Origin of the sequence: Microbacterium pullorum (genome assembly GCF_014836535.1) — a bacterium.
Classification (GTDB): Bacteria; Actinomycetota; Actinomycetes; order Actinomycetales; family Microbacteriaceae; genus Microbacterium; species Microbacterium pullorum.
On the sequence record NZ_JACSQP010000002.1, the window covers coordinates 36571 to 60113 of the forward strand.

A 23543-nucleotide genomic window follows, 5' to 3' on the forward strand; every position below is an offset into this window, starting at 1 on the left:
CGCTGCGTCAGCCCGCGGTGTGCGTGAGGCGCCCGGCGATCATCGTCGCCGCCACGGCCATGCCGCGCAGGGTCTGCTCGTCGGCCGTGAGTGGGTCGTGGGAGACGACCGCGAGGTCGGCGACGCCGCCGATCTGCAGCGCCGAACCGCCGAGCGAGCCGTGCTCGGTGGATGCCGCGAGAGCGGTCGCGGCAGGCACGGCCTGTGCCGGCTGCCAGGGCTCTCGGCCGTCGCGGGTGCGGTGCACGGCGGCCGCCATCGCCGCCCACGGGTCGAGGGCGGAGACCGGGGCGTCGGAGCCGAACAGCAGGTTGACGCCGGCGTCGGCGAAGGCCCGCAGCGGATACGGCTGCGCGGTCTGGGTGGCCCACACCGTGTCGGTGATGTCCCGGTCGTCCAGCGCGTGCTCCGGCTGCACGCTGGCGCCCACCTGCAGCGACGCGAACCGGCGCACGTCGGCGTGGGCGACGAGCTGGGCGTGCTCGATCGAGCCGGAGGCGCCGGTGAGGGCGAAGGCGTCCAGCGCATGCGCGTTCGCGACGTCGCCGATCGCGTGGATCGCCGATGACAGGCCGGCGGCGGTGGCCCGCGTCATGAGCGCGAGCAGCTCGTCGGGCGGCACCGTGAGCATGCCGTGGTTGAACGGGTCCCCGGGGTAGGCGTGCGAGCACGCGGCGGTGCGCGTGCCGAGCGACCCGTCGGAGATGACCTTGAGGGATCCGACCCGGAACAGACCCGCCGGGTCGACCGCATCGTCGGTCTCGAGCCCCAGCCCGATCGCCCGGTCGAGGTCGGCCGGGTAGATGCCGAAGCGCGCACGAACGGTGTCGAAGCCCTGCGCGGCGCGGCGCGCCCAGGCATCCGCATTGAACGCCATGTCGAAATCGACGATGCCGACCACGCCCCGAGCGGCGGCCGCGTGTGCCATCTGCGCCACTGCGGCGTCGGAGACGTCGGTGGGCACCAGATTCAGCCGGCGCGAGATCTCGAACGCGGGTTCTTCGCGCAGCAGACCCGAGCCGGATGCCGGGTGGCCCTCGCGTCGGAGCGCGGCGGAGTTGAGCCACACGCTGTGCACATCGGCGTTTATCAGGTAGGTCGGCACGTCGCCGGTCGCCGCGTCGAGCCCGGCGAGGGTGGGCTCGTCCGGCCACAGCGCGTGGCGGAACCCGCTGCCTACGCGACGACCGTCGTCGAGCACCGGCGCGTCGGCCATGATCCGTGCCGCGTGCGCCGCGCTCGTGGCGTGGCCGAGCGGCGTCCGCTGCGCAAGGAGAGCCCACTGAACCGCGTGCACGTGGTGGTCCCAGAGGCCCGGGATGAGCCACCCGCCGCCGGCGTCGAGCACGATGCCTTGCCGGGGCAGCGCGCCTGTGGGCGCGATGTCGGCGATCACGCCTGCGCGCAGGTGCACATCGACGAGGTCGTCGCCGTAGGGGTCGGTGCGCTCGGCGCCCGTCAGCCGGGCGTTGGCGATGACGGCGACGTGGTCGCCGACGGCAGGGGTCATGAGGGGGTCCTTCTGGCGTGATGGGCGCGACGCATCTCGCCGGCCAGGCGAGCGTCCGCGTACGGGGACGATCCCGCCTCGAGTTCGGCGATGATCGTCTCGACGACCTCGTCGGAACGATTCTGACTCAGCTTGCGCTTGGCCACGACCCGGGAGGGCGTGAGCCGGAACCCGACGGTGCCCTTCTCCAGCCGGTGCACGTACTCCGCGTCGTTCGGCCGCTCCCACAGACGGCGCTGCCGCGGCATGTCGCTTTCGAACCGGGCCACCAGGCGGTCGAGCACCGCGAGGTTCTCCTCGGGCGTGAGCAGTTCGGGAACGCCGCTCATGTGAGCGGAGATGAAGTTCCAGGTCGGCACCGCTGCGACGTCGCCGTACCAGCCGGGCGAGATGTAGCCGTGAGGACCCTGCACGATGACCATGAGCTCGCGCCGGCCGAGGCCGTGGATGAGGTCGTCGGGCTTGCCGACATGCCCCACGACGGTGAGGTCGTCGCGGGTGTCGTCGAGCAGCACGGCGTAGTGCGACGCCACGAGACCGTCGGGCGTGCTGCTGACGAGCGTCACCCACGGGTTCTGGTCGATCAGACGGCGCAGCTCCGCGACATCGGTCATGACGAAACTCGGGTTCTGCCTCACGCCTGGCACCTCGGGCACCAGTAGAGCTTGCGGGAAGCCATCTCCTCGACGACGATCGCCGTGCCGCAGACGCGGCACGGCAGGCCCGCCCGGTGGTACACCCAGTGCCGGTCGTCACGGCTGGCCATGGCGCGCCGGTAGTCGTCGGGTGCGAGGTCGTCCATCGTCATCATCTGACCGGTCTCGACGCCGATCGACAGCAGCTTCACCCAATCCCGCCAGAGCGCCCGCACGGTCTCCTCCGGCACATCTCGCCCGGGGGTGTGGGGGTTCTGCCGCGCCCGGAACAGCACTTCGGCGCGGTACACGTTGCCGATGCCGCTGACGACGGCCTGGTCCATGAGGAGCAGCCCGATCGGGGTGGGCTTGCGTCGCACCGTCGCGGTGAAACGCTCCTCACCGACGGCGACGTCGTCGACGAGCGGATCGGGTCCGAGCTTGGCGACCGACGCCGCCATCTCTTCGGGTGTCTGCAGTGCGCACGCGGTCGGCCCGCGCAGGTCAGCACACGTGATGTCGGTCATGAGGCGCAGCCTCACCTGTCCGACGACCGCCGGCGGCCACTGCTCGTCCTCGGCCAGGCCTGTGGTCTGCTCCGACATGCGCACGTGCACGCGGGTGCGCCGGGGCGCACCGATCGAGGCGAGCGAGTTCTCACCCGCGGCATCGAGGATCGGGGCGTCGTCGAGCGCGGTGCCGCGCTGGTTGGTCTGTCCCATCCGCCCGTTGGCGGACGCGATGGTCGGGTCGACGAGGATCTCCCCCGCGAAGTCCCAGGCGCCGTACATGCCCAGGTGCACGCGCAGCCAGATGTCGTCGTCGAAGGCGAGGAACATCTGCTTACCCACCGCGCGCACCTCCGTCGCGGTGCGCCCATCGATCACAGCGGCGCCCTCGACGAATCGCCCCTGCGGGCTCGATGCCACAACCGGGCGTCCGACGAAGTTGCGGTCGAACTGCCGGGCGATGCGGTGGACGGAGTGACCCTCGGGCATCAGCCTGCTTCCGGGTCGAACGTGCTCTCGTCGGCGGCGAGGACGCCCGCCTGCTCCCCCGTCGCCCGGGGGTCGGGCAGCAGCGAGCCGTCGGTCTCGTACGCGGCCAGCTGCCCGATGCGCCGCGCGTGCCGCTCGTCGCCCGAGAACGGCGTCGCGATGAAACGGTCGATGAAGCCCGCGGCCTCGTCGAACGTGTGTTGGCGGGCGCCGATCGCGATCACGTTGGCGTCGTTGTGCTCGCGGGCCAGTTCTGCCGTCGCGAGGCTCCACACCAGGGCGGCCCGGGCGCCGCGCACCTTGTTCGCCGCCATCTGCTCGCCGTTGCCCGAGCCGCCGAAGACGACGCCGAGAGTCTCCACGCCGGCGTTCTGGTCACGCACCACGGCCTCGGCCGCGCGGATGCAGAAAGCGGGATAGTCATCGAGCGGGTCGTACTCCAGCGGCCCGTGGTCCACGATCTCGTGCCCCTGGCCCGCCAGGTGGTGCTGCAGGTGCGTGGAGAACTCGAGGCCGGCGTGATCGGTCGCGATGTGGATGCGCATGCGTCGATTCTAGGGCCGAGGCCTCAGCCCCCGGGCGCCGCGGAGGCTCAGGGCGCGACGCCGGCGGCGGCGGGTTTGAAACCGGCGCGCACGTTCTCGCAGCAGGCCGGACGGCACACGTCGAACCAGGGTCCCAGCGACGTGCGGTGGGGCCGTTCGGCGGCCGGGGTGCCCTCGACGCGTTCCATCACGAGGTCGATGAGACCCGTGACGTAGGCGGGGTCGACGCCCGGCGTCGCGGTGCGCACGGCCCGCAGCCCCGCCTCCTCGGCGGCTTGCACCGCCTCGGTGTCGAGGTCCCAGAGCACCTCCATGTGGTCGCTCACGAACCCCAACGGCACGATGGCGACCGCACGCACACCGGCATCCGGCAGGGTTTCGATCACATCGACCACATCGGGTTCGAGCCACGGCTGCGACGGCGGGCCCGAGCGCGACTGATAGACGAGATCCCAGGCGACGGATGCCGCGTCAGGACGCTCGGCGGCGAGATCGCCCATGATGACCTCGGCCACGGCGCGGTGCTGCGCCGCGTACGCGCCGCCTTCGCCCCAGTCGACGTCGCGCGGACCCGAGCGCACGGCGTCATCCATCGGCACGCTGTGGGTGGAGAAGAGCACGCGGATCTCGCTCGCAGCGATGCCGTCGTCGAGGAAGCCTGCCACCGCCTGCGACACGCCCGCGCTGATGGGGGCGACGAAGCCGGGGTGGTCGAAGAACTGGCGCACCTTGTCGATGGTGACGACGTCCCCGAGCCCGGTGCGGGTGAGCACCTGCGCGAAGTCCTCGCGATACTGGCGGCAGCTCGAGAACGAGCTGTACGCGCTCGTCGCGATGGCGATGAGCGAGGTGTCCCCGGCGGCCGCGGCATGCTTCACCGCGTCGTCGAGGTACGGGCCCCAGTTGCGGTTGCCCCAGTACACCGGCAGGTCGATGCCCCGACGCGCGAGTTCGTCCTCGAGGGCCGCCTTGAGCGCGCGGTTCTGATCGTTGATGGGACTGACCCCGCCGAAGTGGCGGTAATGATGCGCGACCTCCTCGAGACGTTCGTCGGGGATGCCGCGACCGGCGGTCACATTGCGCAGGAACGGGATGACGTCATCCTGCCCCTCGGGACCGCCGAAGCCGGCGAGCAGAATGCCGTCATAGGCCACGGGCACCTCGATGTGCGGGGCGCCGGAGGCGGCCGCGCGAGAGGCGAAGCGAACCGCTGCGGTGTCGCCTGGGGTGACCGATGGGGTGTCGTCGAGTGCGCTCACGCGTCCATCCTCGCACCGTCACGCGCGAGGAGGGCGCGATCGGCGCCACCGCCCGTACCGTGGCAGCCCGCACCCGACGACGTAGGCTGTGGGACGTGCCCGCGCTGCCGGGCGCCCTCAGACACCCGAACATTTGGGAGAACCGCCGTGCCCGGAGAGAATCTCACCCGCATCGAAGCGCAGGAGCGTCGCGCCGTCCTCGACCCGGCAGCCGCCGTGTCGTACGAGGTCGACCTCGATCTGACCCGCGGGGCGGAGGTGTTCGGCTCGCGCACGACCGTGCGATTCGGCGCGACCCCCGGCGCCGCCACGTTCATCGACCTCATCGCCCGCGACGTGCGGGAGGTCACTCTCAACGGCCGGAGCCTGGATCCCGCGGCGGTCTTCGCCGACTCGCGCATCGCGCTGGCGGACCTCGCCGCCGAGAACGAGCTGACGATCGACGCCGACTGCCTCTACACCAACACCGGCGAGGGCCTGCACCGCTTCGTCGACCCCGTCGACGGCGAGGTGTACCTCTACTCGCAGTTCGAGGTGCCCGATTCGCGCCGCATGTTCGCGGTGTTCGAGCAGCCCGATGTGAAGGCGACCTTCCAGTTCACCGTCACCGCGCCCGAGCCGTGGCACGTCGTCTCCAACTCCCCCACACCCGAGCCCAAGCGCCACGGCGACGGCACCGCGACGTGGACGTTCGAGCCGACTCCGCTCATCTCCTCGTACATCACCGCACTCATCGCGGGCCCCTACCAGGCGACGTTCTCGGAACTGACCAGCACCTCCGGTCGCGTCATCCCGCTCGGGGTCTACGCCCGCAAGAGCCTGTGGCAGTTCCTCGACGCCGACTACATCTTCGACAAGACGCGTCAGGGCTTCGCGTACTTCGAGGAGAAGTTCGACTACCCGTACCCGTTCGCCAAGTACGACCAGCTGTTCGTGCCGGAGTTCAACGCGGGGGCGATGGAGAACGCCGGCGCGGTGACCTTCACCGAGACCTACGTCTTCCGCAGCAAGGTCACCGACGCGGTCAAGGAGCGTCGCGTCGTGACGATCCTGCACGAGCTGGCGCACATGTGGTTCGGCGACCTGGTGACGATGCGCTGGTGGAACGACCTGTGGCTGAACGAATCGTTCGCCGAGTGGGCGTCGACCATGGCCACCGCCGAGGCCACCGAGTGGGACGCGGCGTGGACCACCTTCAACGCGATGGAGAAGACCTGGGCCTACCGCCAGGACCAGCTGCCTTCCACTCACCCCGTCGTCGCGCAGATCAACGACCTCGAAGACGTGCAGGTCAACTTCGACGGCATCACGTATGCCAAGGGCGGCTCCGTGCTCAAGCAGCTGGCCGCCTGGGTCGGCATCGAGCAGTTCTTCGGCGGTGTGGCCGCGTACTTCAAGAAGAACGAGTGGTCCAACACCGAGCTGTCCGACCTCATGGTCGAACTCGAGCGCACGAGCGGCCGCGACCTGTCGACCTGGTCGAAGAAGTGGCTCGAGACCGCCGGTGTCAACACGCTCTCCCCGGAGATCGCCACCGATGGCGACGGTGACATCACGCGCTTCGCCATCGTGCAGACCGCTCCGGCGGACTACCCCACGATCCGCCCGCACCGCCTCGGCATCGGGTTCTACCAGCTGCAGGGTGATGCGCTCGTGCGGGTTCACCACGAGGAGCTCGACGTCGACGGCGACCTCACCGAGGTGCCGCAGCTCAAGGGTCGCGCCCGCCCCGATCTGGTGCTGCTCAACGACGAGGACCTCGCCTACGCGAAGATCCGACTCGACGAGCGTTCACTGCAGACCGCCATCGCGCACCTGAGCAAGATCAGCGACCCGCTCGCGCGGTCGCTGGTGTGGGGTGCGGCGTGGGACCAGACCCGCGACGCCGAGGCATCCGCCACCGACTACGTCGACCTCGTGCTGCGCAACATCGGTTCCGAAACCGAGTCCACCACCGTGCGCACGACGCTGAGCCAGTTGCTGCTCGCCGCGTCGTCGTACGTCGCCCCGTCGCGTCGCGATGAGACGCGGGCGCGCGTGGCCGACGGCCTGTGGGAGCTCGCCCAGGCCGCGCAGCCCGGCAGCGACAGCCAGCTGCAGTTCGTCACCGCGTTCGCCGCCGCCGCCGCGACCCCCGCCCACGCCGAGACGGTGCGGGCGCTGCGCAGCGGCGAGCTGTCGCTGGACGGCCTCAAGATCGACACCGACCTGTCGTGGCAGCTGCTGATCGCCCTGGCCGCGGCCGGCGCGGTCGACGCCGCCGTGATCGAGAACGCCCTCGCCGCGGACAACACCGCCAAGGGAGGCGAGTTCGCAGCTCAGGCGCGTGCGGCACTTCCGACGGCCGACGCCAAGCGCGCCGCCTGGTCGTCCCTCATCGACACCGCCGACGCGCCCAACACGATCGTGCGTGCCGCCGCCGCGGGGTTCACGCACCCGGCCGGACGCGACCTGCTGGCGGAGTTCGTCCCGGCCTACTTCGAGATGCTGCTGCCGATCTGGGAGTCGCGTTCGTACCAGATCGCGCAGTACCTGATCGTGGGGCTGTACCCGGCGCCGCTGGCCGACGTCGCGCTGCGCGACGCGACCCGCGGCTGGCTCGCCGAGCACCAGGACGCACCGCCGGCGCTGCGTCGTCTGGTCGCCGAGAACCTCGCCGGCGTCGAGCGCGCCCTGTCGGTGCAGGCGCGCGACGCCGAGTAGGCGCACGACCATCAGCCGCGCCCCGACCCCACCCGCGTGGGGTCGGGGCGCGCTGTCATGCCGGCACGCTCAGCCACTGCAAGGGGCAGGGACAGTAGGATCAGGACGATGGACGACGTGACGAATCCGGACTTCTGGGCGCGTGCGCTCGTGGTCCTCATCTCGGTGGGCTGGAACCTGCTCGCGGTGGCCGCCATCATCCTCGGCGGCTTCCTCGTGTCGTGGGTGCTGCGCATCGTGATCCGGCGCATCGTGGAACGGATCGTCTCCGGCGCCAAGTCCAAGGCGCGGGTGGATGACACCCAGGCGCTGGATCGCTCTCCCCTCGCGCAGGTGCGCCTCGTGCAGCGCACCCGCACGCTCGGCACCATCCTGCAGAACATCGTGAACGTGGCGATCGTGATCATCGTCACGCTGCTGGTGGTGCAGGTCGTCGCCCCCTCGGTGCTCGGCTCATTCGCCCTGCTGTCAGCCGCCATCGGCGCCGGCCTCGGCTTCGGCGCTCAGAACATCGTCAAGGACGTGCTCAACGGCATCTTCATCGTCGCCGAGGACCAGATCGGAATCGGCGACGTCGTCGACGTGGGGCTGGCGACGGGTGTCGTGGAGTACGTCTCCGTGCGGGTCACCCACGTGCGTGATGTCAACGGCACGCTCTGGTTCGTGCGCAACGGCGAGATCCTGCGCATCGGCAACATGTCGCAGGGCTGGGCACGCGCCGTCATCGACCTCGGCGTCCCCGCCGACGCCGACATCGCCGAGGTCGAGAAGAACCTGCTCGCCGCCGCACGCAGTCTGCAGAAGGACCCGAAGTGGCGCACCCGCATCCTCGAGGACCCCGAGATGTGGGGGTTGGAATCGATCGACGGCGATACGCTCCTGATCCGCGTGGTCATGAAGACCCGCGCCAATGCGAAGGACGACGTCGCTCGTGAGCTGCGGATGCGTCTCAAGCACGCGATCGACCAGATTGACCTCCCCGTCTCCCACCTCACCTCCGTCATGCTGACCGGCCCCGAGGGGGCGCAGCGTGTGCGCGGCGCGAACCCGCCGGTCACCAGGCCCACCCCTCTCGCCCCCGCAGATGCCCGGCCGCTCTGGCGGCCCAAGCGCGGCGGCAAGAACACCAAGACCGCTCCGGATGCCGCGGCCACCCCGCCGGCATCCGGCGATGGGGAAGAGAAGACCACATGACCGATGCTGCTCCCGTTTCGTTCTACGACGAGATCGGCGGGCACGACACCTTCGTCCGCCTCGCCGCCGCGTTCTACCGCGGCGTCGCCGACGACGAGGTGCTGCGCCCGATGTACCCCGAGGACGACCTCGAGCCGGCCGCCCGCCGGCTGGAGATGTTCCTCGCCCAGTACTGGGGCGGGCCGACGCAGTACAGCCAGGAGCGCGGGCACCCGCGCCTGCGCATGCGTCACGCCGCTTTCCACGTCAACCCCGACGCGCGCGACCGCTGGCTCGCGCACATGCGGGTGGCCGTCGACGAACTGCACCTCTCCCCCCTGCACGAGGCGACGCTGTGGGACTACCTCGAGCGCGCTGCGCATGCCATGGTGAACACGTTCGAACCGACCGGCATCGGCCCGGCGACGGCTGGTCGGGACGCATCGGGCATCTCGCTCGTCAGCCGCCCACCCGACCACCGCTGAGCCGCACCCTCATCGTCGACGAAGGAGTCGCCCATGACCGTCCGCATCGCCACAGACGTGCTCGTCATCGGCTGGGGCCTGGCCGGTCTCGTCGCCGCGAGCGAGGCGGCCGCAGCCGGCAAGCGGGTGGTGATCGTCGATCAGGAGCCCCGCACCAACCTCGGCGGGCAGGCGTGGTGGTCCTTCGGCGGGCTGTTCTTCATCGACTCTCCTGAGCAGCGCCGCCTCGGCATCCATGACTCCCCCGATCTCGCCCGGCAGGACTGGTTCGGCACCGCCGGCTTCGACCGGGACGACGATGCCTGGCCGCGGCGCTGGGCCGACGCGTACCTCGACTTCGCCCACCACGAGAAGCGGACCTGGCTGCGGGAGAAGGGCGTGTCGTTCTTCCCGGTCGTGGGATGGGCCGAACGCGGCGGGTACACCGCCACCGGCCCCGGCAACTCGGTGCCGCGCTTCCACATCACGTGGGGCACCGGTCCGGGCATCGTCGCGCCGTTCGAGGGCGAGGTGGAGCAGGCCGAGCAGGCGGGGCGGCTCACGATCCTCGCGCGCCACCGCGTGACCGCGCTGACGGTCAGCGACGGCGCGGTCACCGCAGCGAGCGGTGAGGTGCTGGCACCGTCGGGGGCGGCGCGCGGAGTCGCCACATCGCGCGACGTGGTCGACGACTTCGAGATCATCGCGGGGGCGACGATCGTCACCTCCGGCGGCATCGGCGGCAACCATGCGCTCGTGCGGGAGCGCTGGCCCGAACGCCTGGGCACCCCGCCGACCTCGATGGTCTCCGGCGTGCCGGCGTACGTCGACGGGCACATGCTCGGCGTGGCGAAGGCCGCGGGCGCGCGGGAGATCAACGGCGACCGCATGTGGCATTACGTCGAGGGAATCCAGAACTGGCATCCGGTCTGGCCGCAGCACGGCATCAGAATCCTCCCCGGCCCGTCCTCGGTGTGGCTCGATGCCATCGGAGCGCGCTTGCCGGTGCCGCTGTTCCCCGGTTTCGACACGTTGGGCACGCTCGCGCACCTGCGACGCACCGGGCATGACCACTCGTGGTTCGTGCTGTCGTACAAGATCATCGAGAAGGAGTTCACGCTGTCGGGGAGCGAGCAGAACCCCGATCTGACGGGCAAGGACGTCAAGCTGCTGCTGTCGTCACGGCTGGGCAAGGGCGCCTCGGGCCCCGTGCAGGATTTCCTCGACCACGGCGCCGATTTCGTCGTCCGCGACACGCTCGACGACCTCATCGCCGGCATGCGGGCCCTCCCCGGCGGCGAGGTGCTCGACGCCGCGCGGGTGCGCACCGAGGTGCAGGCGCGCGACCGGGAGATGGACAACGACTTCACCAAGGACGCCCAGATCGCCATGCTCCGCTCGGCACGCTCCTTCCGCGGTGACCGACTCGTGCGCACGGCGGCGCCGCACCGCATCCTCGACCCCGCGGCCGGTCCGCTCATCGCGGTGAAGCTGCACGTGCTCACCCGGAAGTCCCTCGGCGGACTCGAGACCGACCTGCACTCTCGCGTGCTCGGCGCCGACGGCGAGGCCGTGCCCGGGCTCTACGCCGCCGGCGAGGCGGCGGGCTTCGGCGGCGGCGGCATGCACGGCTACCGGGCACTGGAAGGTACGTTCCTGGGCGGCTGCCTGTTCTCGGGCCGCCTCGCCGGGCGTGCGGCGGCGGCGCTGCTGTAGCGCGGCGGTCGCGCGACCGGGGTCAGGCGGCGCTGCCCGTGACACGCACGGGCGTGAGACCGGACTTCACCGGGCCCCGCACCAGCACATGCCCGCGACGGAATGTCAGTCGCGTCCAGGGGCCCGCGGCACGCACCGCGACCGTTTCGGCCCCGCCGATGAAGCCGAGCCCGAATGCCGCGAAGGCCGTCCCCAGCGGCAGCCCCGCGAGAGCGTCGTCTGGCGCCCCCCACACCCGGGCCCGCACCGCGCGCACGGCATCCTCACCGGCATCGCGGGGCACGGTCTCGGCGACCGCGGCGATGCCCCACTGCGCGCGCGCAGCGACCGTCGCGGCGTCGAGGTCGACGCCCTCGGTCCACCCTGCGCGCGGTGGTGCGATGCCCGCCCAGGCCACAGACAGGGCGACCGCGGGCAGTTGCAGCTCGGTCGGCTCGTCGGACGCGACGAGGGCCGCGCCATCGATGACGATGTCGGTCTCGAGTTCGGGGTCGATCCTCGTCGCTCGCAGCCCCAGCACGGTGGGAGTCGCATCCAGCAGCCCGCGCGGAGCGAGCGGCGCGCACGTCATCACCAGCGTGCCCGCCGACGCCTGCAGCCGCACCGCGCCGTCACCGAGACGGGTGGCCCGGGACGCGAATGTGGCAGCGTCGGCTGCGGCTCGGGCATCGGGGAAACGAAGACGGTGGGACATCCGCCCTAAACTACCAACCGGCGCTGAGCGTGCCGTGCAGAACAGGAGAGCCATGACCGATTCGAAGCCCGATCCTGTCGCAACGATGCTCTCGGTGATCGATCTGGCCGCATCCGAGGCCCGCACGACCGAAGACATCTTCACCGGCGCCTCGCATGCCATGCCCACGGGCCGGGTCTTCGGCGGGCAGGTGCTGGCACAGGCCGTCGCTGCAGCCGCGCGCACCCTGCCTCCCGAGCGCGTGCCGCATTCCATGCACGGGTACTTCCTGCGTCCCGGCGACGCGTCGAAGGGGATCACGTTCGCCGTCGACCGCATCCACGACGGCCGCTCGTTCTCGACGCGGCGCACGCAGGCTTATCAGGAGGGCGTGCCGATCTTCTCGATGATCTCCTCGTTCGAAGACGAGGACCCGGGGATCGAGCACCACGCGCCCATGCCCGCCGGCGTTCCTGTGCCGGAGGATCTCGTGGGGGCCGACGGGCTCAGCCCCAGCATCCACCCGCTGTCGCAGCGCGTGCTGACCGAGGGGCCGCTCGAGCTGCGCTACGTCGGCTCCCCCATCTACGACACCGTCGAGGGCGAGCATGCCGCCCACCAGATGGTGTGGATGCGCACCCGGTCACGCCTGCCCGACGACCCGTCCGTGCACCGCGCGGTGATGGCCTACCTGAGCGACTTCACGATCCAGGAGCCCGTGCTGCGCGCACACGGCGTGTCGTGGTCAACTCCGGGACTGAAAGTCGCGAGCCTCGACCACGCGATGTGGTGGCACCGGTTCGGGCGCGTCGACGAGTGGGTGCTGTACGTGCAGGAATCCCCGAGCGCCCGCGGCGGACGGGGACTGTCGACCGGGCGCATCTACAGCCGGTCGGGCGAACTGTTGGCCAGCGTCGCGCAGGAGATCATGATCCGCGTGCCCGGCCTGCGCTGAGCCCGTCTCAGCGGCGGTGGGCGTAGGAGATCGGCGCGCTGACGTACGGCTCCCACGCCTCGCGCATGTGCGGGGTCAGCCGGGTCGGCCGCCCCGTGGCGGCATCCACCATCACCACGACCGCTGTGGAGCGGGCGTACAGCGTCTGCGGGGCCGCACCTGCGGGGCTGTACACGTCGTAGCAGACGTCGATGCTCGAACCTCCCAGCCGACCGATCCACAGTTGCACGTCCAGAGGACGTTGCTGGTAGGGCACCGGCGCCAGATACTCGATCTCCTGGCGGGCGATGAGCGTCATCGTCTCGCCGTGGGCGCTGAGCCCCGCGTCGAGCACCGCGGTGGGGGGACCGTCCAAGCCGGCATCCGGCTGCCAGAAGGCGCGCAGGCGCGCCTCCTCGAGCAGCTTCAGCATGGAGGTGTTGTTCACATGGTTCAGGGCGTCGAGGTCACCCCACCGCAGGTGGATCGGCACATGGATGCGCCGAGCGGTCTCAGTCACGCGTGAGCTTGCGGTAGGTCGAGCGGTGCGGGTTGGCCGCATCCGGACCGAGCCGCTCGATCTTGTTCGCCTCGTAGGCCTCGAAGTTGCCCTCGAACCAGTACCACTGGCCCGGGTTCTCCTCGGTGCCCTCGTACGAGAGGATGTGCGTCGCGATGCGGTCGAGGAACCACCGGTCGTGGGTGATGACCACGGCGCAGCCGGGGAACTCGAGCAGGGCGTTCTCCAGCGACTGCAGCGTTTCGACGTCGAGGTCGTTGGTCGGCTCGTCGAGCAGCAGCAGGTTGCCGCCCTCTTTGAGCGTGAGCGCGAGGTTCAGACGGTTGCGCTCACCACCGGAGAGCACACCCGCCTTCTTCTGCTGGTCGGGCCCCTTGAAACCGAACTTCGACACGTACGCGCGCGACGGGATCTCGATCTTGCCGACCGTGATGATGTCCAGGCCGTCGGAGACGACCTCCCACAGCGTCTTGTTCGGGTCGATGTTGGAGCGCGTCTGGTCGACGTAGCTGATCTTGACCGTCTCGCCGATCTTGAGCTCGCCGCCGTCGAGCGGCTCGAGCCCGACGATGGTCTTGAACAGCGTCGTCTTGCCGACGCCGTTGGGGCCGATGACGCCGACGATGCCGTTCGGCGGCAGACTGAAGCTCAGCCCGTCGATGAGCGGGCGGCCGTCGAAGCCCTTCTCGAGCTTCTTGGCCTCGATGACCACCCCGCCCAGGCGCGGCCCCGGCGGGATCTGGATCTCTTCGAAGTCCAGCTTGCGGGTGCGGTCCGCCTCGGCGGCCATCTCCTCGTAGCGGGCCAGACGCGCCTTCGACTTCGCCTGACGTCCCTTCGCGTTGGAGCGCACCCACTCGAGCTCGTCGGCCAGACGCTTGGCGAGCTTGGCGTCCTTCTTGCCTTGCACGGCGAGCCGCTCGCCCTTCTTCTCCAGGTACGTGGAGTAGTTGCCCTCGTAGCCGATGAGGCGGCCGCGGTCGACCTCGGCGATCCATTCCGCGACGTTGTCGAGGAAGTACCGGTCGTGGGTCACGGCGATGACGGCGCCTGCATACTTCTGCAGGTGCTGCTCGAGCCAGAGCACGCTCTCGGCGTCGAGGTGGTTGGTGGGCTCGTCCAGGAGCAGCAGGTCGGGCTTCTGGAGGAGAAGCTTGGTGAGGGCCACGCGGCGCTTCTCACCACCGGAGAGGTTCGCGACCGAGGCGTCACCCGGCGGGGTGCGCAGGGCGTCCATGGCCTGCTCGAGCTGGGAGTCGAGGTCCCACGCGTCGGCGGCGTCGATCTCCTCCTGCAGTGCGCCCATCTCGGCCAGCAGCGCGTCGAAGTCGGCGTCCGGGTCGGCCATGAGCGCGGAGATCTCGTTGAAGCGGTCGACCTTCGCCTTGATGGCGATGCCCGCCTGGATGTTCTCCAGGACGGTCTTGTCCTCGTCGAGCTCGGGCTCCTGCATGAGGATGCCGACCGTGAAACCGGGCGTGAGTTTCGCGTCACCGTTGGACGGCGTGTCCATGCCCGCCATGATCTTGAGGATCGTCGACTTGCCGGCGCCGTTGGGGCCGACCATGCCGATCTTCGCCCCGGGGAGGAACGACATCGTGACGTCGTCGAGGATCAACTTGTCGCCCACAGTTTTACGGGCGCGGACCATCTGGTAGATGTACTCAGCCATATCCGTTCAAGTCTACGGGGCATCGGCGTCGGCGCCGACGCCCCCGCGCTCACCAGTCGATGGGACGCGTGGCACCGAGCAGGCAGCCGCCACCCGGGAGGGCATCGGTGGTGATCGTGATGACGGCGTCGGCCGCCGAACCGACCTGGCCGATGAGACACTCCTGGCCCCACTGCACCGAGAACTGCAGCGACTCCGCCGGGTTGCCGATGGTGGTGGCGTCGTCGGTGATCTGCATCGCGGCCTGGTCGAAGCCGGCCATGACGAGCCCGTCGATGTAAGCGCGGCCCTCGGCCTTCTGCGGCGAGGCCCACACCGTCTCGGCGACGGCGGTGAACAGCGGCAGGTTGTCGGCCGCGGCCCCTTCGGGCACCAGTCGCGGGCCGGTGGTAGTGGGGTCGGGTGACTCAGGGCTCGGGGCCTGTGTCGCGGCGGGCGAGGGCATGGCGCTGGTCCCCGCGGGCGACGGCTCGGCCGCGCACCCGGAGACGAGCCCCGCGGTGATCAGCACGGCGACGACCGGGACGACTCGGCGACGGGCGTGGGCGGTCAGGGCGCGGCGGGGCACCACGGAAGTCTATGGCGGGGTGCCGATGGGCGCCCGCCGCGGCGCCGTGCGACCCGGGCCCGTGCGCTCCGGGTCAGAACGGCGGTTCGCTGCCCGCACCGCCCGCCCACGCCATCTCCGGTTCGCCTTCGGCGGGCGACCCGCCGGGCGCACCGTCTCCCGTCTGCGCCGGTGTCTGTGCCGCAGCCGGAGCGTCGCCGTCGACCGAGGGTGGCAGCGAACAACCCGCGGCGTCGACGGCACCGCCGGTCGCGTGACTGTCGGAGCGCGCCTGGCTGCGATCCTCGGCGCGATCCTCGCCGCGCGCCCGCCGCGTGAACACCGTGGTGCCCCAGCGCAGGTCCGGGCCGATCGCCGCCGCGTCGATGTCAGCGGTGACCCCGCTGCGGCTGTCGTTCTCCCAGGTGCGCAGGCGCAGCGTGCCGGTGACGATCACCCGGTCGCCCTTGCGCAGCGACAGCAGCGCGTTCTCGGCAAGACTGCGGAACGCCGAGACGTGGAACCAGTTCGTATAGGCATCCACCCACTGCCCGGTGTCCTTGTCGAGCCGGCGTTGTGTGCTGCCGACGCGGAAGCTGACGACCGCATCTCCTCCGGCGGTCGTGCGTCGCTCGGGATCGGCCGCGAGGTTTCCCGCCACGGTGATGGTCTCGCTCATGGTGATGTCGTCCTCTCTGATGGTGCGGACCCGTTGTCCGCCCGCTCCGGCACCCGCGTGCCCGTCGGGTGCCGGAGCACTTCCAGCGTGGCGAACCCGACGTGGCCGTGTGGCGCCGGATGTGCGGATTCGGGACCGACCGGGCGATGCGGCACCTGTGGAGGAACCGCCGCGCGTCCGCCCGCGTCCGCCGCTCTGCGGGATCCCCTCGGGCGAGAAACCACTTCTCGGTCGAGACACCCCGCATCGCGTGGTGCCTCAGCCGGAAAGTGGTTTCTCGGACAGCGGCGGCGCGCGGTGGGTGGGGATGCCGCGCCACCCGAGCCGGCAATGTCGGAGGTCGCACATATGTTCGAAGGCGAATCGCATCGGAAAGGAGATTCGATGATCGCCACGACCGCTCCCCCGTTCGAGACGCCTGGCGCCTCGCCGCTTCGCCTGGTCGCCGCCGGGCCCGAGCTCTGGCGCGTCGTCCGCGACGGCGGCCACATCCTCGGACACGTGCAACGCATCGTCGACGGCACCGACACGCGCTACCGGGCGCTGCGCTATCGGCCGGCAGGTCGATCGTTTCGCACCGTCGGGGACTTCTGGAGCGCGGCAGACGCGGTGGACTGCTTGCGTTTCGGGGGGTGAGTCAGACGACGGCTTCGAGCGACTCGACGTACCCCGTGGGCGCCTCCACCCGGGCACGCTCCCACGACTTCGCGAGCACGTCGACCGCATGGACGAGCTGCTCGGGTGTCGATGTGAACGGCAGCCGAAGGTGGCGCTCGTGGCCGCCGTCGAGGGAGAAGCGCGCACCCGTCGAGAGCAACAGACCCTCGGCCCGCGCGCGCAGCACGAGCGACGAGCTCAGCGGCAGACCGAGACCGACCCAGAGCGAGACACCGCCGTCGACGTGCGGCACGTCCCATTCCGGCAGGCGCTGCGCGAGGGCCTCGGTCAGCACGTCACGACCCTGGCGCAGCACCGCGGCACGCTGCGCCCGGATCTCCGGCATGTGCGGGAAGAGTGCGGTGGCCAGCGCCTGCTCGAACTCGGGCGTTCCGAGCTCCCGCGCCGGTCGCGCCGCGAGCAGTCGTGCGATGACGTCGGCGTCGGCGCGGATCCAGCCGACGCGCAGTCCCCCCCAGACCGTCTTGCCGAGGGAGCCCAGTCTGATGACGCCGGGGGCGGTCGCGGCTGCCACCGGGAAGGCGGGTTCTGCCGTGGTGGTGTCGATCGAGAGGTCGGCCGTCGTCTCATCCAGCACCAGCAGAGTGCCCGCACGCTCGGCTGCGGCCAGGAAGCCCTCCTGCTCCGGGGCCGACATCGTGCGCCCCGTCGGGTTGTGGAAGCGCGGGATGAGGTACGCCGCCGTCGGCATGCTGCGGGCGAAGACCTGCGCCGCCCGGTCGAGATCCCAGCCGTCGGCGGTCGTGACCGGCACGCCGATCAGACGTGCCCCCGCGGAGCGGAAGGCATCGGCGGCATGCGGATAGGTCGGTGTCTCCAGCACCACCGGCTCCCCACGCCCGACGAGCACGCCGGCGATGAGGTGGATGGCGCTCTGCGCACCGGTGGTGACCATGATCTGCGATCGGTCGGTCGGGATGCCGCGGGCGGTGTAGTCGTCGGCGATCGCCGACCGAAGTGCACGCGAGCCGAGCACGTCGTAGCCGGCACGGGCGACGATGCTGGGCGCCTCGACGACCAGCTGCGCCATGACTCCAGCGAGCCCGGGCCAAGCCGCAGGGCTCGCCTGCTGCAGGTCGAGCGCATCGGGCATGGCGCGCACCCGCCCGGCCCCACGGCGTCCGAGAGCCACCGTGATGCTCCCAGACCCGCGCACGCTCTGGATGTGGCCGGATTCGCGCAGACTCCGATAGGCAGCTGAAATCGTGCTGCGGCTGAGCCCGAGAGCAGCTGCGAGTTCACGTTCTGCAGGCAGGGCGGTGCGCGGAGCTATCCGGTTGTCCAGACACAACAGTCGGATGCCGTCGGCCAGCGCTTCATAGGCCGGTTCTCGCGTGCGCCAGCCCCCCAGAACGGAGGCGAGAGCGCGGGCCGATATGCGGGAGAGCACAAGACCACCTTATCGGAATTGGCCTCATCGGTGCAGACCAATCGTGCGGTTGACTGGTCGGGTGACGAGACGGGTGACGCAGCTGATCGTGGGATTGCTCCTGTTCGGTGCGGGGTGCGCCCTCATGATCCAGGCAGGCATCGGCCTGGATCCGTGGACGGTGTTCGCGCAGGGACTCGAGCGACAAAGTGGCATCGGCATCGGCTGGATCACCGTTCTCGTCGGTGCTGCTGTGCTGGCGGCGTGGATCCCGCTGCGCCAGCGTCCGGGTGTCGGCACGATCGCCAACATCCTCCTGGTCGGCACGAGCATGCAGCTCACCCTGCTGTTCGTGCCGCCGGTCGAGGGATGGCCGTTGCAGTACGCCGTGTTCCTCGCCGGGATCGTGACAGTGGCGGTGGCATCCGGCCTCTACATCGGCGCGCACTTCGGCCCCGGCCCGCGCGACGGGCTGATGACAGGACTCCACTCCCGCTTCGGCTGGCCGATCTGGGCATGCCGCCTTCTCGTCGAGGCCACGGTGCTCGCTGCCGGGTGGCTGTTGGGGGGCACCGTCGGAATCGGCACCGTGCTGTTCGCCGTGCTCATCGGCCCGCTCGTGCACGTCGCGCTCCCCGTGCTCGACACCCGCCGCAGCGCACCGTCGACGGCGGATGCCGCGCGTGACCCGGCAGGCTGAGCCTCAGTGCTCCCGGAACTCGGGCCAATCCGACCCCGCTCGCATCTGCGAGTGCAGGGCGTTCTTGGCCACTTCCATCGACGGGTAGGTCCCCAGCGTGTCGTCCGCACCCGCCATCGTCACGAGATAACCCGCGTCGAGTTTGCGGATCGTGCCGGCGACACCCCCGGTGCCGTACGCCACCCACAGCGGGGTGCGCTTCTCGGTCGTGCTCATCATCGAACTCCTTCCGACACCCGCGACGCTACCGCCACGCTCGGCGGAAGGCCACACCGTGCACGACGTCGCCCGGGCGTCGCAGGTAGCCTGGAAAGGACCCCTCGTAGCTCAGTGGATAGAGCAGGAGCCTTCTAATCTCTTGGTCAGGCGTTCGAATCGCCTCGAGGGGACGCGTGAGAGCCGTGTCCGAACCCGTCGATAGGATGGGTCATATGGTGGGGCCTTCTGAGAACGACAGACTCGTGTGGATCGACTGCGAGATGACCGGGCTGGACCTGGCGGTCGATGAACTGGTCGAGATCGCGATCGTGATCACCGACTTCGAGTTGCGCGCGGTCGACCCGGGCTTCCAGATCGTCATCAAGCCCGACGCCTCGGCGCTGGCGAACATGAACGACTTCGTCACCAAGATGCACGAGACGTCGGGCCTGCTGGCCGAACTCCCGAGCGGGGTGAGCCTGGCGCAGGCCGAACACGAGGCCCTGGAGTACATCCAGCGGTTCGTGCCCCTCGAGGGCAAAGCGCCGCTGGCGGGCAACACGATCGGCACCGACCGCATGTTCCTCGCGAAGTACATGCCGCGCGTCGACCGGTGGCTGCACTACCGCAACGTCGACGTCTCGAGCATCAAGGAGCTGTCGCGCCGCTGGTACCCGCGCGCCTACTTCCACGCTCCGGCGAAAGAGGGCGGCCACCGGGCTCTCGCCGACATCCGGGAATCGATCCGCGAATTGGCGTACTACCGCGAGGCGGTGTTCGTACCCGAACCGGGTCCGACCAGCGATGACGCGCGTGCCGCGGCCGCTTCCGCGGTGTCATCATTCACTCCAGAGATGTGAGAGAATTGAGAGGTTGCCTGCTGCTGCAGCAGGAGACATGGTGGGTATAGCTCAGTTGGTAGAGCGCGGCCTTGTGGTGGCCGATGTCGCGGGTTCGAGCCCCGTTACTCACCCCAAGTGATACGGGCCCGGATCGGATCGAGGATTTCCTCGAACGGATCCGGGCCCTGTGTCGTTGCGCGGCTCGGAAGCGCTGTCGATCGCCCTCGATAGAATGAAGCGACGGGTACGCACGCGAAGAGATCGCTTCTCTCGCGCGAGGAGGAGACCATGATGGGCCTGCGGGACGGATGATCCACATGGATGCCGCGGCGTTCGATGCCCTTGTCACCGACGAACTCGACCGCCTCCCCGATGACATGGTCGACGGCCTCGACAATGTCGTGTTCGTCGTCGAGGACCGTCCCGAGGACGGCAGCCTCGACCTCTTCGGCCTCTACGACGGCTGGGCGCTGACCGAACGTGACCGATACGGGATGGGAGAGCTCCCCGACCGCATCCTGATCTACCGGGAACCACACCTGCATGCCTGCGACACCCTCGACGCGCTGCGCGACGAAGTGCACACCACCCTCGTGCACGAGATCGCCCACTTCTACGGCATCGACGACGAACGCCTCCACGAACTGGGCTGGGCCTGATGAGCATCGCCCTCCCCGACATCGACGAGCTGACGCGTTCCGACGAGCGCGTCGACCCCGCGCGACCGTGGCAGACGGTCGTCTGGAACGACCCGGTGAACCTCATGACGTACGTGGTGCATGTCTTCCGGGAGTACTTCGGGCATCCGCCCGAGGTCGCCACCCGTCTCATGCTCGCGGTGCACCACGAAGGGCGCGCCGTGGTGTCGGAGGGTCCCCGGGAGCAGATGGAGCTGCACGCGCAGGCGATGCACGACTTCGGGCTCTGGGCGACCGTGCAGCAGGCACCGGAGTGAGCCGCGACACCCCGGTGGTGCTGCAGATCAGTGTCATCGAAGCGGCGCACCTCGCCGACCTCGTCGGGCAGTTCGCCGAGCTGCTGGCCGACTCGCCCGCCGACGGCTCGGCACGGCCCGACGATCCCGCACTCGCCCGGCTCGTGCCGGACGCCTACCGTGACGATGCCTCGGCGGCGCAGGAGTTCCGCTCCCTCACCGCCGGCGACTTGCTGCGGCGTCGCCGCGACGAGGCCGAGGCCGTGTTGCGGGACCTCTCCCCCGGCGGCGCGCCGTGGGACGCCGGCGGGCTGAGCGACGACCGACTCACCGAGACGGTGGAGATCAGGCTGACCCGCGCCGGCGCGCAGGCATGGCTGCGCACACTCAACGCACTGCGGCTCGTGCTGGCCACCCGGCTCGGCATCGACGCGGAGGACGACCACCGCGACGGCGACCCGCGGTTCGCAATCTACGACTGGCTCGGCTATCGGCTCGACGCAATCGTCGCCGCGCTCGACGCGTAGCGGCCCCGTGCCGGCCCGCGCGGCGACAGGGCGGTGACGGCGCGCGCGCTCAGGGCACCTCGAAAAGGTGCGTCGCCAGCTCCCGCGGGCGGTTGTCCGCGAGGTGACGCTCCTCCTGGAGGGCCCACTGCGTCCAATGCGGTCGATAGGCGTCGCCGTCACGACCGATGGCGCGCGCCTCACGGGTGTCGGCGGGGGCGTCGATCCACACCCGGATGTCTGCGAGCTCCGCGCTGCGCGGGGTGAGCACCCCGGCACCCTCGACGATCAGCGGGAGCGCGGGGTCCACCTCGTGTGTCTCGGCACGCTCGTCAGCCTCCCAATCCCAGCGCCGCCAGACCCCGTGGATGCCGCGGGAGTGGGGCTCGAGGATGCGTTCGCGCGCGTACTCCGCCCCCGCCGCCAGCGAGTCCCAACCCGGATACAGCGAATCCAACGCGATCAGCTGCACATTGCCGGGGAGCGGCCAGCGGGCGACCAGTTCCCGCGCGACCGTCGTCTTGCCGGCGCCGCTGCGGCCGTCGATCAGCACCACCGGATGCTCGCACCCGGCGGCGCGCACCGCATCGACCAGCGCCTCGACGGCGGCGTCGAGCGCGAGCGAGATCGCGTCGACGCTACTTCTTGAGGGCTCGGATGACACGGCTGAGCGCGCGGCCGGCGACCCACACGAACGGGATCGCCACCGCGAGGAACGACACGAGGTTCGGTTCGAACCGCAGATCGTCGCCCTTGCGCACGTAGGCACCCAGCGGCACGGCGTAGCCACCGCCCCCACCGCCGCCGTTGCCGTCGGCATCCGAACCGCCGCCGAACCCCGACCACGCCAGCGCGACCGGGACGAGGGTGATGCCGTCGAGCTCCTGCTTCTCGCCATAGGCGCTGGTGACGCCGAACGAGGCGGACTGCTTGCCGAGATCCAGTGCGATGTTGGGCATGTCCCCACCGTACCGGCCGAACGGGCTCCCGCCCAGCACGATCCGTGCGCCGTGCTCAGGAGCGCTCGTCGCGCGGCGGCCGCGGATTCGTCGGCAGTGCACCGAGGTCCCGCGCCTTGCCCAGCAGCGTGGCGCGGGTCACCGCGGCTCGGCCGAACTTCTCGCGAGCGCCGTCCAGGGCTTCCTCGATGCGGCGCCAGTCGCCGTCGTCGTCCCACAGTGCGAGGGCGCCACCGCCCGCCGGACGCAGGTTCTCGGCGCGGACGCCGATGAGACGCACCGGCAGGCGCAGGTCGACGTGGGAGAACAGCTCCCACGCGGCATCGCCGATGCGTTGTCCTACGGCCGTGGCTTCGGGCAGCGTCTGCGAGCGGGTGATGGTGGTGAAGTCCGCGAAGCGGAGCTTGAGCGCGATCGTCGCCGCTTCCCAGCCGTTCTCACGCAGGCGGGCCCCGACACGGTCGGCCAGACGCCTCAGCTCGGTGCGCAGCACCGCGGCATCGGCGATGTCGTCATGGAAGGTCTCTTCGTGACCGACGCTCTTCTCGACGCGCTCGGTCTCCACCTCGCGTGCGTCGATGCCGTGTGCCAGCTGCCAGATGCGCGCCCCCATTGCGGGCCCGAGCGCTCGCTCGAGCACACCGCGGGGCGTGGCGAGCACATCGGCGACGGTGTGGATGCCGCGGCCGGCGAGGGAGGCCGCCGCCTTCGGTCCCACGCCCCAGAGGGCACCCACCGGGCGCGCAGCGAGAAAGGCCTGTGTCTCGGCGGCCGGCACGATGAGCAGCCCGTCGGGCTTGGAGATGGTGGATGCCATCTTGGCGACGTGCTTGGTCGCGGCCACGCCGATGCTGCAGACGAGGCCGGTCTCGGCCAGCACCCGCGCACGCAGCGTGCGCGCGATCTCGCCAGGACTCCCCCACAGTCGGCGTGCGCCCTGCACATCGAGGAACGCCTCGTCGATCGAGAGCGGTTCGACCAGCGGGGTGACGTCGTGGAAGATCGCCATCACCTGTCTGGAGAGGGCGAGATAGCGATCGAAATGAGGCGGTACGACCACCGCCTGCGGGCAGAGCCGCAGCGCCTGGCTGACCGGCATCGCCGAGCGCACGCCGAAGCGTCGCGCCTCGTAGGACGCACTGGAGACGACGCTGCGGCCCTCGGGCGCGCCGATGATGATCGGCTTGCCCTTCAGGCTCGGATCGTCGAGCACCTCGACGGCCGCGTAGAACGCGTCCATGTCGACGTGGAGGATCCGGGTGCCGGTGTCGTCCGCATCGTCGGGCGAGACGATGCGCCCCGTACCGTCTCCGCGTCCCATGTCTCCAT

General features: G+C 70.3%; 26 protein-coding genes and 2 tRNA genes. 13 read left to right on the forward strand and 15 right to left on the reverse strand.

Features of this window, described 5'->3' with window-relative positions:
• Positions 1-7: 7 nt before the first annotated feature.
• From H9651_RS02760 to H9651_RS02780, 5 genes are read right to left on the reverse strand one after another with little or no spacing between them, the layout of a single operon-like run.
• Positions 8-1510 (reverse strand): amidohydrolase, encoded by a 1503-nt coding sequence (locus tag H9651_RS02760; protein ID WP_191717590.1) that lies wholly within the window; start codon positions 1508-1510, stop codon positions 8-10.
• A complete protein-coding gene (locus H9651_RS02765; protein WP_191717591.1) occupies positions 1507-2148 on the reverse strand; it encodes an FMN-binding negative transcriptional regulator in 642 nt (213 codons plus the stop codon). The genes H9651_RS02760 and H9651_RS02765 overlap by 4 nt, the downstream gene beginning before the upstream one ends.
• On the reverse strand, positions 2145-3143 hold the full coding sequence (locus H9651_RS02770; RefSeq protein WP_191717592.1) for an Fpg/Nei family DNA glycosylase: 999 nt from the start codon (positions 3141-3143) through the stop codon (positions 2145-2147). The genes H9651_RS02765 and H9651_RS02770 overlap by 4 nt, the downstream gene beginning before the upstream one ends.
• The gene (locus tag H9651_RS02775) at positions 3143-3688 is read right to left on the reverse strand and encodes a ribose-5-phosphate isomerase (RefSeq protein WP_191717593.1); all 546 of its coding nucleotides are present in this window, start codon (positions 3686-3688) and stop codon (positions 3143-3145) included. Before H9651_RS02775 ends, H9651_RS02770 begins: the two co-directional genes overlap by 1 nt.
• A 47-nt stretch (positions 3689-3735) precedes the next feature.
• Positions 3736-4947, reverse strand: a complete 1212-nt coding sequence (locus H9651_RS02780) for a ferrochelatase (RefSeq protein WP_191717594.1) — start codon at positions 4945-4947, stop codon at positions 3736-3738.
• Positions 4948-5094: 147 nt separating this feature from the next.
• On the opposite strand from H9651_RS02780, the gene pepN reads away from it, so the two are divergent.
• From pepN to H9651_RS02800, 4 genes are all read left to right on the forward strand, one after another.
• Positions 5095-7650 (forward strand): aminopeptidase N, encoded by a 2556-nt coding sequence (gene pepN, locus H9651_RS02785; protein ID WP_191717595.1) that lies wholly within the window; start codon positions 5095-5097, stop codon positions 7648-7650.
• 108 nt (positions 7651-7758) lie between these two features.
• Positions 7759-8844: a mechanosensitive ion channel family protein gene (locus H9651_RS02790; protein ID WP_191717596.1), complete on the forward strand. Its 1086-nt coding sequence runs from the start codon at positions 7759-7761 to the stop codon at positions 8842-8844.
• The gene (locus tag H9651_RS02795) at positions 8841-9308 is read left to right on the forward strand and encodes a globin (RefSeq protein ID WP_191717597.1); all 468 of its coding nucleotides are present in this window, start codon (positions 8841-8843) and stop codon (positions 9306-9308) included. Before H9651_RS02790 ends, H9651_RS02795 begins: the two co-directional genes overlap by 4 nt.
• 33 nt (positions 9309-9341) lie before the next feature.
• On the forward strand, positions 9342-11003 hold the full coding sequence (locus H9651_RS02800) for an FAD-binding dehydrogenase (protein WP_191717598.1): 1662 nt from the start codon (positions 9342-9344) through the stop codon (positions 11001-11003).
• A gap of 22 nt (positions 11004-11025) precedes the next feature.
• Here H9651_RS02800 and H9651_RS02805 read toward each other — a convergent pair whose 3' ends face one another.
• Positions 11026-11697, reverse strand: a complete 672-nt coding sequence (locus tag H9651_RS02805; protein WP_191717599.1) for a hypothetical protein — start codon at positions 11695-11697, stop codon at positions 11026-11028.
• A gap of 52 nt (positions 11698-11749) precedes the next feature.
• Here H9651_RS02805 and H9651_RS02810 point away from each other — a divergent pair, with 52 nt between their 5' ends.
• The gene (locus H9651_RS02810; protein ID WP_191717600.1) at positions 11750-12631 is read left to right on the forward strand and encodes an acyl-CoA thioesterase; all 882 of its coding nucleotides are present in this window, start codon (positions 11750-11752) and stop codon (positions 12629-12631) included.
• A 7-nt stretch (positions 12632-12638) separates the two neighbouring features.
• Here the strand turns inward: H9651_RS02810 and H9651_RS02815 are convergent, their stop codons facing one another.
• The 4 genes from H9651_RS02815 to ssb form a co-directional block, all read right to left on the reverse strand.
• The gene (locus H9651_RS02815) at positions 12639-13130 is read right to left on the reverse strand and encodes an acyl-CoA thioesterase (protein WP_318244734.1); all 492 of its coding nucleotides are present in this window, start codon (positions 13128-13130) and stop codon (positions 12639-12641) included.
• Positions 13123-14802 (reverse strand): energy-dependent translational throttle protein EttA, encoded by a 1680-nt coding sequence (gene ettA, locus H9651_RS02820; RefSeq protein ID WP_191717602.1) that lies wholly within the window; start codon positions 14800-14802, stop codon positions 13123-13125. The genes H9651_RS02815 and ettA overlap by 8 nt, the downstream gene beginning before the upstream one ends.
• Before the next feature lie 49 nt (positions 14803-14851).
• Positions 14852-15370 (reverse strand): DUF6993 domain-containing protein, encoded by a 519-nt coding sequence (locus H9651_RS02825; protein ID WP_318244735.1) that lies wholly within the window; start codon positions 15368-15370, stop codon positions 14852-14854.
• A 73-nt stretch (positions 15371-15443) separates the two neighbouring features.
• Complete coding sequence (gene ssb / locus H9651_RS02830; RefSeq protein ID WP_191717603.1) at positions 15444-16028, reverse strand: single-stranded DNA-binding protein; 585 nt, start codon at positions 16026-16028, stop codon at positions 15444-15446.
• Between the two features lie 384 nt (positions 16029-16412).
• Here ssb and H9651_RS02835 point away from each other — a divergent pair, with 384 nt between their 5' ends.
• A complete protein-coding gene (locus H9651_RS02835) occupies positions 16413-16664 on the forward strand; it encodes a hypothetical protein (RefSeq protein WP_191717604.1) in 252 nt (83 codons plus the stop codon).
• Between the two features lies 1 nt (position 16665).
• On the opposite strand, the gene yczR is transcribed toward H9651_RS02835, so the two are convergent.
• Positions 16666-18096 (reverse strand): MocR-like transcription factor YczR, encoded by a 1431-nt coding sequence (gene yczR, locus H9651_RS02840; protein ID WP_191717605.1) that lies wholly within the window; start codon positions 18094-18096, stop codon positions 16666-16668.
• A 61-nt stretch (positions 18097-18157) separates the two neighbouring features.
• Between yczR and yczE the strand changes: the two genes are divergently transcribed.
• Positions 18158-18775, forward strand: a complete 618-nt coding sequence (gene yczE, locus H9651_RS02845; protein ID WP_191717606.1) for a membrane protein YczE — start codon at positions 18158-18160, stop codon at positions 18773-18775.
• A 3-nt stretch (positions 18776-18778) separates the two neighbouring features.
• On the opposite strand, the gene H9651_RS02850 is transcribed toward yczE, so the two are convergent.
• Positions 18779-18991 carry a methyltransferase gene (locus H9651_RS02850; RefSeq protein ID WP_191717607.1) on the reverse strand — a complete coding sequence of 71 codons (213 nt, stop codon included), beginning with the start codon at positions 18989-18991 and terminating at the stop codon, positions 18779-18781.
• A 100-nt stretch (positions 18992-19091) separates the two neighbouring features.
• Between H9651_RS02850 and H9651_RS02855 the strand changes: the two genes are divergently transcribed.
• The 6 genes from H9651_RS02855 (at position 19092) to H9651_RS02880 (ending at position 21276) form a co-directional block, all read left to right on the forward strand.
• A tRNA-Arg gene (locus H9651_RS02855) sits at positions 19092-19164 on the forward strand.
• A 42-nt stretch (positions 19165-19206) separates the two neighbouring features.
• The gene (gene orn / locus H9651_RS02860; RefSeq protein ID WP_191717608.1) at positions 19207-19833 is read left to right on the forward strand and encodes an oligoribonuclease; all 627 of its coding nucleotides are present in this window, start codon (positions 19207-19209) and stop codon (positions 19831-19833) included.
• 40 nt (positions 19834-19873) lie between these two features.
• Positions 19874-19949: transfer RNA gene (locus H9651_RS02865), tRNA-His, on the forward strand.
• Positions 19950-20123: 174 nt separating this feature from the next.
• The gene (locus H9651_RS02870) at positions 20124-20474 is read left to right on the forward strand and encodes a metallopeptidase family protein (protein WP_191717609.1); all 351 of its coding nucleotides are present in this window, start codon (positions 20124-20126) and stop codon (positions 20472-20474) included.
• Complete coding sequence (gene clpS, locus H9651_RS02875; protein WP_191717610.1) at positions 20474-20770, forward strand: ATP-dependent Clp protease adapter ClpS; 297 nt, start codon at positions 20474-20476, stop codon at positions 20768-20770. Before H9651_RS02870 ends, clpS begins: the two co-directional genes overlap by 1 nt.
• Positions 20767-21276, forward strand: a complete 510-nt coding sequence (locus tag H9651_RS02880) for a DUF2017 family protein (RefSeq protein ID WP_318244736.1) — start codon at positions 20767-20769, stop codon at positions 21274-21276. The genes clpS and H9651_RS02880 overlap by 4 nt, the downstream gene beginning before the upstream one ends.
• A 49-nt stretch (positions 21277-21325) precedes the next feature.
• On the opposite strand, the gene H9651_RS02885 is transcribed toward H9651_RS02880, so the two are convergent.
• Genes H9651_RS02885 through H9651_RS02890 form a run of 3 tightly spaced genes read right to left on the reverse strand, consistent with a single transcriptional unit; the run spans position 21326 to position 23535 of the window.
• Positions 21326-21919 (reverse strand): nucleoside/nucleotide kinase family protein, encoded by a 594-nt coding sequence (locus H9651_RS02885; protein WP_318244737.1) that lies wholly within the window; start codon positions 21917-21919, stop codon positions 21326-21328.
• The gene (locus H9651_RS14620; protein WP_225216311.1) at positions 21894-22214 is read right to left on the reverse strand and encodes a hypothetical protein; all 321 of its coding nucleotides are present in this window, start codon (positions 22212-22214) and stop codon (positions 21894-21896) included. Before H9651_RS14620 ends, H9651_RS02885 begins: the two co-directional genes overlap by 26 nt.
• Positions 22215-22269: 55 nt before the next feature.
• Positions 22270-23535 carry a DNA polymerase IV gene (locus H9651_RS02890; RefSeq protein ID WP_191717612.1) on the reverse strand — a complete coding sequence of 422 codons (1266 nt, stop codon included), beginning with the start codon at positions 23533-23535 and terminating at the stop codon, positions 22270-22272.
• Positions 23536-23543 lie beyond the last annotated feature (8 nt).

Excerpts from the sequence above, each read along its gene's own strand:
- H9651_RS02760 (WP_191717590.1), bottom strand. The coding sequence starts at position 1,510 with ATGACCCCTGCCGTCGGCGACCACGTCGCCGTCATCGCCAACGCCCGG.
- H9651_RS02770 (WP_191717592.1), bottom strand. The coding sequence starts at position 3,143 with ATGCCCGAGGGTCACTCCGTCCACCGCATCGCCCGGCAGTTCGACCGC.
- H9651_RS02775 (WP_191717593.1), bottom strand. The coding sequence starts at position 3,688 with ATGCGCATCCACATCGCGACCGATCACGCCGGCCTCGAGTTCTCCACG.
- H9651_RS02790 (WP_191717596.1), top strand. The coding sequence starts at position 7,759 with ATGGACGACGTGACGAATCCGGACTTCTGGGCGCGTGCGCTCGTGGTC.
- H9651_RS02795 (WP_191717597.1), top strand. The coding sequence starts at position 8,841 with ATGACCGATGCTGCTCCCGTTTCGTTCTACGACGAGATCGGCGGGCAC.
- H9651_RS02800 (WP_191717598.1), top strand. The coding sequence starts at position 9,342 with ATGACCGTCCGCATCGCCACAGACGTGCTCGTCATCGGCTGGGGCCTG.
- H9651_RS02805 (WP_191717599.1), bottom strand. The coding sequence starts at position 11,697 with ATGTCCCACCGTCTTCGTTTCCCCGATGCCCGAGCCGCAGCCGACGCT.
- H9651_RS02810 (WP_191717600.1), top strand. The coding sequence starts at position 11,750 with ATGACCGATTCGAAGCCCGATCCTGTCGCAACGATGCTCTCGGTGATC.
- ettA (WP_191717602.1), bottom strand. The coding sequence starts at position 14,802 with ATGGCTGAGTACATCTACCAGATGGTCCGCGCCCGTAAAACTGTGGGC.
- ssb (WP_191717603.1), bottom strand. The coding sequence starts at position 16,028 with ATGAGCGAGACCATCACCGTGGCGGGAAACCTCGCGGCCGATCCCGAG.
- H9651_RS02835 (WP_191717604.1), top strand. The coding sequence starts at position 16,413 with ATGATCGCCACGACCGCTCCCCCGTTCGAGACGCCTGGCGCCTCGCCG.
- H9651_RS02850 (WP_191717607.1), bottom strand. The coding sequence starts at position 18,991 with ATGAGCACGACCGAGAAGCGCACCCCGCTGTGGGTGGCGTACGGCACC.
- orn (WP_191717608.1), top strand. The coding sequence starts at position 19,207 with ATGGTGGGGCCTTCTGAGAACGACAGACTCGTGTGGATCGACTGCGAG.
- H9651_RS02870 (WP_191717609.1), top strand. The coding sequence starts at position 20,124 with ATGATCCACATGGATGCCGCGGCGTTCGATGCCCTTGTCACCGACGAA.
- clpS (WP_191717610.1), top strand. The coding sequence starts at position 20,474 with ATGAGCATCGCCCTCCCCGACATCGACGAGCTGACGCGTTCCGACGAG.
- H9651_RS14620 (WP_225216311.1), bottom strand. The coding sequence starts at position 22,214 with ATGCCCAACATCGCACTGGATCTCGGCAAGCAGTCCGCCTCGTTCGGC.
- H9651_RS02890 (WP_191717612.1), bottom strand. The coding sequence starts at position 23,535 with ATGGGACGCGGAGACGGTACGGGGCGCATCGTCTCGCCCGACGATGCG.